Here is a 6,770-nt window from a genome sequence, read left to right as displayed (position 1 = left end):
AACCACCTCAACCGAACCTCACCGGATGGGGCCAAATCCAACCGTCACACCGGGGCCAGTTCAAGTTGACATTGCCAACCCCAGCCAGCCACACATCAAGGGACGGGGGATGCGGAACGCCATTCGTTCGATAGATCGCCAGATCCGCTTTCAACGCGTCAGCCGCCGCCGCTCGCAAATCATCAGGCGTCCCCCGCACCGCCTGAACGCTCTTACGCCTTGCCATACGCGACCTGCCTGTTCTGCTCATGTTGAGCCCGCCGAGCATCCCAGCGGGCATTAGCCGCCGCCTGATGCTGCGGCGACTTCACCCGTTCGTCCTCGGCCAACGTCAGCCGCCCCAGGTGGTCAGCGACCGCCTTGTCCAACATCCGCAACTCGCTGCTCAGCTTGACCAGAACGTCGGGCCGCTGTTCGCCGGCCTGCTCGGCAGCGAACGCCAACCGCAACGCTTCAGCTCGGTCCGCAGCCCGGCAAGCCGCATCCAGGTGGGTCAGTTCATGCGGACTCCATTCCAGTGCCGGGTCAGCTGCGGCCAGCTCAGCCGCCCACGCCGCCCGAAGGTCGTCTCCTGCACTCATACTTTGGCGCTCCTCTCAAAATCTCGACGCATTGCGCGGACAGGCACGCCCTATGTCGGCCTCGGGGTCCGCCTCGCCGGCGGGGACTGCCCCCACCCCTCGGTCGGTGCGGGCGCCGCGCCGCGCAGCACGTCGGCCGGGTGAATGCGGCCCCGGCGCTGCGGCTTCGGTGCCGCCCGTTTCACCGCTGCCGCCGCCGCCGCTTCGCGGGCTGTCTTTTCCCGGTGGTGTGGTTCGCAGACTGCCTGCAAATTGTCGGGGCCCAGCTCGGCGCCGCCCAGGCTGACGGGCGTGATGTGGTCGACGGCGTGTGCTGGCAGTTCACAGCCGACGACCTCGCATGTTCTGCCTGCTTGCCGCATGATTCGTTCGCGCAGCAGTCGCCATTGTCTGCCGCTGGTTACGCGGCTTGATGCTGTGCCGCCGTTGCGTGACCAGTTGTGCGATGGCTTACGTCGTTGACCTGGTTGCGGCCCACCGTCGGCGCTTGTGCTGCTGCTCACCGTGCACGTTTCCATCGCGCGCCGAGGTGGCGTGTGCGGTGCCGTTTGAGTTCAGCTTGCCGGTGATCGCCTTCTTCGACGCACCAACGGACACGCCGGTCGAAGTGGATCCGGTCGTATTCGTCCTGGGGCAGCCAGGGCCGGCGACCCGGGCCGGCGGGTCCGGTGGTGGTGTGGGTGGGTCCGGGCATGGGGTCCGTCCTTTCGCTGTGGCCAGCCCCCCCTGCACGGCTGCTTGGACACACATGGGGGGCCGGGGATTGTGGACACGGCCGACGCCGACGTCCTCCCCACCGCGCCGGTCCGAGGAGATGCGGTACATCCCGGCAGCAGTCGGTTTCACGTCGGCGCCGGCCGTGTGGGTCGGGGATCGGCGGCGGGCGGCGGCAGCCAGCAGCGGGCGCGGCCCAAACTCACCGATCCCCGAGGCTTATTCGGGAGCGCTGTCGGGGTCAGAAACAGGCAGCAGCTGGCCAAGATTCCGATCAGCCCACCCCACCAGGCGGCGGAACACTTGGCGGTTGGCCCCGACTGCGGCCAGCAGGCTGGCGTCGTCGTGCCGGCCGGCCAGCACCAGCGATTCAACGGTGGTATCGCCGAGGTTGCGGGCAGCCGCAACCCGGTTGGCGGCCTGTTGCGCCTGCTCGGTCAACGCGTCAACGATCGGCTTGCGGTTGGCGCGCAGGGCGGCGCTGACAGCAGCACCGGCCCGTTGGACCGCGGCGGCGTGGGCGCGTTGCCGATGTTCGTGCGTAGCCAGGGCGATGGCCTCCTTCATAATCTGGTCCGGGTCACCAGCGATTGTCGCCTCGATGAGTGCTTGATCGCCGGGATGCTTCGGAGCAGCTGCGGCCAACGTGTCGAGCTGGTCGAGCTGATCCTTTACCGGCTGCGGAACGCTGATGTTCAGCGCGGTCAGTTCCCGAATCGCTCTGCGCGCCTTGACTTCGGCGAGGGCGTCACGGTTGAACATCAATAACCTCTTTCGTGTCCTAGTAGGTGCCGCCAGTGTTGGGCGACGGGTCGACGTTGACGTGCTGACTGATCGCGTCGAGCGCGTTGCTGCGGTCGCTGGGTGCAGTGCCCGGCGTGATCCGGGTACCGCGGCCCAAAGACGACCGTTGATAGTCGGAGAGCCTCACAACCGCTTCGGTTTTCCGTCGCTCCGCAGCATCGGGCTCGGCGTGGCCGTGGAGTAGCCGCCGGGCTGCTGCCCGCCGTTCACTCGAGTCGTTGTGTTCGCCCAGGGCGTCCGCGACCGAGGTACTTCCGCGGCGCAATAACGCTCGAAGTCCTTCGGCGGCCGCGGCTTTGCGGGCACCGGAGTCGTAGTCCTCCGGGGGTCTCGCTCTGGCTATCGTGGTTTTGAATTCGCCGAGGCTCATGGATCGGAGCGCGGCGACGATCTCACCCTGTGTGGGCATGACGGTCTCCTTCGATGCTGTGGTCGCGGTGGTAGGCAGTAATGGCGGCGGCGTCGAATCTGAGCCGACCGCGGCCGTCGCGGTATCCACCGAGTTCTTGCCGGTGCCGCTGCACCCAGCGGGGGTGGCGGCCAAGAATCCGCGCTGCTTCACCGGTATCGATGGTTTGCGCGTCGTTGTCCATCAAGCCTATTCGGTCACGTGCCGGCCGGTGTCGCCGCGACATTGCAGCCAGGTCGACTGTCATTGCCGACAGCTTCCAGGCGGCTTCGGTGACGGCCGGTGACACCACCGCCGCCGTGCGTGAATACTCCTCGCAGGCGTGCAGTAGAGCCGCTATGTTGCGGTCGGTGAGCCTCCAAGGCGGGTTTTGTGGGCTCTCCCCCTCGTCGTAACTGATGGCGGCGGTCATCGTTCCCCCTGTGGTTGGTTGTGCGGATCGCCTGTCGGCATTCCTGGTTCCGATCGGCGCACCACTGACGGCCGCCGTGGCGGTAGGTGTTGGGGCCGCCCATCGTCAGCTCGCGGCTTCTGTCGCACCAGGACATTGCGGCGGTTTGCGGCCACCAGCGGCGCCGCTGTTCGACCGTTGCGGTAGCCGCGTAGATGTATCCGACTCATCAGCCACACGGCTGGCGTGATGGTCACCATGTCAACGCCGATGCACTGACGCACTGCCTGCCCTTTCTTCTTCGTAGTGACCTGCGGTGGGGGCAGACAGTGCAGTGCGTTGCAAATACGCACTGACGCACTGACGCACTGACCGCCGCCCTGTGCGTTGACGCACTGGCAACGCACTCCAACGCACTGACGCACTGGGGGTCACAAGTCCAGCCCTTCGACCGTCGCCGGGCACTGCTCGTGACGGTCTCGGCCAGTCGCCACCGGCATTCCACATCCGCTGCACGGGTGCGCGATGCTGTGAAGCTTGGCCCGCCTTGCACCCCACTCCACCTTCAACATCCCCCGCTTGATACCGGTGTCGGTGGCGCCCCGCACCGCTTTCTGCGTGTGCCCCTCGGCCATCACGGCTTCCTCGATGGCCCGACCGGACAGTGGATCCGGCGATGCGGCAACAGTGGCGATGACTGCACGTAGCGCGGTCCCGATGGCCTGCTCGGTGCGGCTGGTGCCGCCGTAGGTGAGTCGCTTGGTGGCTGGGTCGAACGTCAGCATTCCTTCGGGGAGGTCCACGTCGCGACCGTGTGCGGCCATGTAGCGCGGCGAGGCCGGGTTGTCGGTGTCTTCCCGCATGAGCCGCCAGATGGCGTCGGGCCAGTCGAGGATGCGGGAGTCACCGCGGGCGCGTTCCCCACTGTGCCCCATGTGGTGGACCATCAGTGCGTCGCAGATACCGGCCTCGTGGAGCAGCGCATCGAATGGCACTAGGAACTTGCCAGCGTCGTGGTGTTCATCGAGCCCGATTGCGTCGAGGATCGGGCGTAGGCAGTCGAAAACGAGATAGGTGACGCCGAGTTCTCTGAAGCGTCGCGCCCACCGTGCCCGCAGTCCGGTGTCGGTGATGTCGAACGCGCCGACCTGTCCGCGCAGGCTCACCACATCGACAACGGCGTCGGTGTTGGTGATGCCTTGAGCGCGCAGCCAGCGGCGGGTGTTGTTGCGGCCCAGCTCGTTGTCGATGATGGCGATGCGGTGCGGGCCGGCAGTTGGGGCGAACCGGCCGAGGAACGGTTCGCCGTCGGCGAGGGACCGCACCACGTTGTTCACCATCGTGGTTTTCCCGGCCTTCTGCTGTGCAGCGAGCAGGGTGCGGCCGCCAGCCGGTGCGAGCTGGTCGATGGTGTACACGACTGGGTCGTCGGGTTCGTCCAGCAACGCGGTAAGGCTGGTGACCGGTGGCAGCGCCACCGGTGGGCGCTGCTCGGCGGCGAACCGGCGCCGAGCCTCTTCCCGGATACGGAGCACATCCATCTGCACCTGGACCGCCGCCTCAAAAGGGTCCACCCGTTCACCGTCTCTGCTGTCGCCGGCGCCAAGGCCGCCGACGTCGGTGTTAGCGACGTCCACCACCACCGATGCCGGGATATCGCGGGGCTCCGCTATCCCAGCGTTCAGGCCGCTGGCGATGGTCGGCCCAATCTCGCTGTCGTCCAGCCCGCAAGCCTGACCGGAGACGCTTAGGGCCTGCTCCACAGCGGCGCGGGTGAGGGCGCTGGCCCCGACGAGCTGCCCGAGGTTGAACGCTGCTCTGTTCAGTCGATCGTTACGTGAACCTTCCGCGGTGCCAGCCACCGCGGCGCATTCCTCAGCGAGAGCCTTGGCAGCGTAGGGGTCCACACCCGCAATCACCGCTGGCCGGTAGTCACCGGCGTGCCGGGTCAGGGTGGCTGACTGCCGCTGCTGCCGAGCGCGTTTCGAGTCGACCCATGCTGCAAAGTCGAGCGGTTCGACACGACTGATATTGGTGCCGTGTGTATTTGGATCGGCATCATTGTCGGCGTCTACCAACTGGATTGCCCCTCCCTGGCCGCGGATTTCCGCATTTCACTCCACCCCCGCGGACGTTATGCCTGTGTCCGCGCTTCGCCCTCGGCAGTCAGTTCAGCGACGAGGCGGTCCAGAGATTCGGCTGTGATGAAAGCCCGGCGGCCGAGGTTGACTCGGGTCAGCTTGCCCGCGTCGATCAGTTCATAGCCGGTGCTGCGGCCGATACCGCCGAGTGCGGCCCAGGCTTCGGGGAGTGGTACGAGACGGCGCGGGTGTGTGTCAGTGGCAATCATCGAACAGTCCTTCCGTGTCGTGCTGCCGATGCTTTCGGCTGCTGCTCAGGGACTATCCTGCGGTCGACCGCGGATACCCGGCAAGCTGTGTGGACACGAAATCTGTTGTGCGCCTGTAGATTACTCTACAGAGAGATAGGCACACAAAAGCAAAAGGCCGCAGGCGCTAGTCCTGAAAAATCTTGTGGTCAGCGGATTCGCAATAATTAGGGCTGTGACGAACGTCACAGTCCAAGGCGGGCGCTCAGCCCGTCGACTGCTGCGCGCGCCGTGTCGTCGCTGGTGTGCCCGTAAATGTCGCCGGTCACCGCAATCGACGCATGGCCCAGCAAGTCGGCAACCGCCTTGATATGCACGCCGGATTCGAGCCAGCCAACAGCTGCCGCGTGCCTAAGCGTGTGCGTCCCAACGCCTTCCAGATTCGCGGTATCAGCGGCGACCTGGACCACGCGCAACAAGTTGCGCGGATCGACGGGGCCGCCTAACTCGGTAGTGAAGACCAAGCCGCTTCCCTGCCACTGGTCACCAGCCCGTAGCTGCTCTGCGGCCTGCTCGGCCCGATGCGCCTTGAGCAAGTTCACCAACGCCGACGACAACGGCACGGTACGACGACTCCGGTCTGTTTTCGGTTCCGCGGTCACTAACTGCCCGCCGACCCGCGACACGGTGGCAGCGATCCGCATGGTGCCAGCGTCCAGATCCACCGCCTCCCATGACAGGCCGCAGGCTTCACCGCGCCGGATTCCTGTGCCAGCAATCAGCACGAGTGCCGCCCAGTATCGCGATGGGCGGGCCGCCGCCAGGAGCCTCGCTACCTCATCGCCGCCAAGGTACCGGGCCTCCTGCCGTTTCACCCCCGGGCGCTGCACTTGGGCCGCCGGGTTGCGAGCCAACAGACCGTCTCGCACTGCACCGTCTAGGGCCAGCCGCAGGACCCCGAAAATGGATCGGATAGTGGAGGCAGCAAGGCCGGCCTCCCGCTGGGCCAGGATCATGGCCTCGATGTGGTGCGGGCGCAGCTTGTCGAGCGCCACGGCTCCGACCGGGGAAACCTCGAGGTGCTTGCGGACCAGGGTGGCGTACAGCTCGCGGGTTGTCGCTGCTCGATCGGACACCGCCAGCGTCGTGGTGCGCCATTGCTTGAGCCATGCCCCGAGTGTTATCGAGGCATCTCGAGCTGGCTGGCCGGCGTCGAGTCGCTCCCGAATCTTCTTCATCGCGGCAAGCGCTGCCCGCTGCGTTTTGCCGTAAACCGCTTGTCGGCGCCGTTGGCCGGTGTCGGAGTCGATGTAGGAAATCCGGCCTTCCCAGCGCCCATCAGCGCGTTTGTAAACAGTGCCCTGGCCATTTGCGCGCTTCGCCATACCCGCGCATGGTACGCCAGTTGTCGTCACGGTTGCCGTCAAACCGTGGCAATCAGCACGGCCCTCAAGCCGTTCAGGCTTCTGACCTGCTAAAACTCTGTCGGGCTGACAGGATTTGAACCTGCGACCACTTGACCCCCAGTCAAGTGCGCTACCA

Annotated in this window: 8 protein-coding genes; all 8 read right to left on the bottom strand. The window is 66.1% G+C overall.

The window, feature by feature from the left end:
* Positions 1–212: 212 nt before the first annotated feature.
* The 8 genes from AWC02_RS14870 to AWC02_RS14835 all read right to left on the bottom strand — a co-directional run bounded on the left by AWC02_RS14870 (position 213) and on the right by AWC02_RS14835 (position 6,613).
* The gene (locus tag AWC02_RS14870) at positions 213–581 is read right to left on the bottom strand and encodes a hypothetical protein (protein ID WP_085129531.1); all 369 of its coding nucleotides are present in this window, start codon (positions 579–581) and stop codon (positions 213–215) included.
* A 50-nt stretch (positions 582–631) separates the two neighbouring features.
* Positions 632–943 (bottom strand): HNH endonuclease signature motif containing protein, encoded by a 312-nt coding sequence (locus tag AWC02_RS23045; protein ID WP_165757914.1) that lies wholly within the window; start codon positions 941–943, stop codon positions 632–634.
* Positions 944–1,514: 571 nt separating this feature from the next.
* Positions 1,515–2,057, bottom strand: coding sequence for a hypothetical protein (locus tag AWC02_RS14860; RefSeq protein ID WP_085129529.1), 543 nt, complete (start codon positions 2,055–2,057; stop codon positions 1,515–1,517).
* 19 nt (positions 2,058–2,076) lie between these two features.
* The gene (locus AWC02_RS14855; protein WP_085129528.1) at positions 2,077–2,508 is read right to left on the bottom strand and encodes a hypothetical protein; all 432 of its coding nucleotides are present in this window, start codon (positions 2,506–2,508) and stop codon (positions 2,077–2,079) included.
* A complete protein-coding gene (locus tag AWC02_RS21670) occupies positions 2,492–2,920 on the bottom strand; it encodes a DNA-binding protein (protein ID WP_133055650.1) in 429 nt (142 codons plus the stop codon). The genes AWC02_RS14855 and AWC02_RS21670 overlap by 17 nt, the downstream gene beginning before the upstream one ends.
* Positions 2,921–3,330: 410 nt before the next feature.
* Positions 3,331–4,662, bottom strand: coding sequence for an AAA family ATPase (locus AWC02_RS14845; RefSeq protein ID WP_133055649.1), 1,332 nt, complete (start codon positions 4,660–4,662; stop codon positions 3,331–3,333).
* A gap of 371 nt (positions 4,663–5,033) precedes the next feature.
* Positions 5,034–5,249, bottom strand: a complete 216-nt coding sequence (locus tag AWC02_RS14840) for a MerR family transcriptional regulator (RefSeq protein ID WP_109561031.1) — start codon at positions 5,247–5,249, stop codon at positions 5,034–5,036.
* A 224-nt stretch (positions 5,250–5,473) separates the two neighbouring features.
* Positions 5,474–6,613, bottom strand: coding sequence for a tyrosine-type recombinase/integrase (locus AWC02_RS14835; protein ID WP_133055648.1), 1,140 nt, complete (start codon positions 6,611–6,613; stop codon positions 5,474–5,476).
* Between the last annotated feature and the right edge of the window lie 157 nt (positions 6,614–6,770).

This window comes from Mycolicibacter engbaekii, assembly GCF_002101585.1.
GTDB classification, from domain to species: Bacteria; Actinomycetota; Actinomycetes; order Mycobacteriales; family Mycobacteriaceae; genus Mycobacterium; species Mycobacterium engbaekii.
This window is presented reverse-complemented; position numbering and strand designations above follow the sequence as displayed.

What these genes read in the sequence shown, in the direction of transcription:
- AWC02_RS14870 (WP_085129531.1), bottom strand. Translation starts at nt 581, where the DNA reads ATGAGTGCAGGAGACGACCTTCGGGCGGCGTGGGCGGCTGAGCTGGCC.
- AWC02_RS23045 (WP_165757914.1), bottom strand. Translation starts at nt 943, where the DNA reads ATGCGGCAAGCAGGCAGAACATGCGAGGTCGTCGGCTGTGAACTGCCA.
- AWC02_RS14860 (WP_085129529.1), bottom strand. Translation starts at nt 2,057, where the DNA reads ATGTTCAACCGTGACGCCCTCGCCGAAGTCAAGGCGCGCAGAGCGATT.
- AWC02_RS14855 (WP_085129528.1), bottom strand. Translation starts at nt 2,508, where the DNA reads ATGCCCACACAGGGTGAGATCGTCGCCGCGCTCCGATCCATGAGCCTC.
- AWC02_RS21670 (WP_133055650.1), bottom strand. Translation starts at nt 2,920, where the DNA reads ATGACCGCCGCCATCAGTTACGACGAGGGGGAGAGCCCACAAAACCCG.
- AWC02_RS14840 (WP_109561031.1), bottom strand. Translation starts at nt 5,249, where the DNA reads ATGATTGCCACTGACACACACCCGCGCCGTCTCGTACCACTCCCCGAA.
- AWC02_RS14835 (WP_133055648.1), bottom strand. Translation starts at nt 6,613, where the DNA reads ATGGCGAAGCGCGCAAATGGCCAGGGCACTGTTTACAAACGCGCTGAT.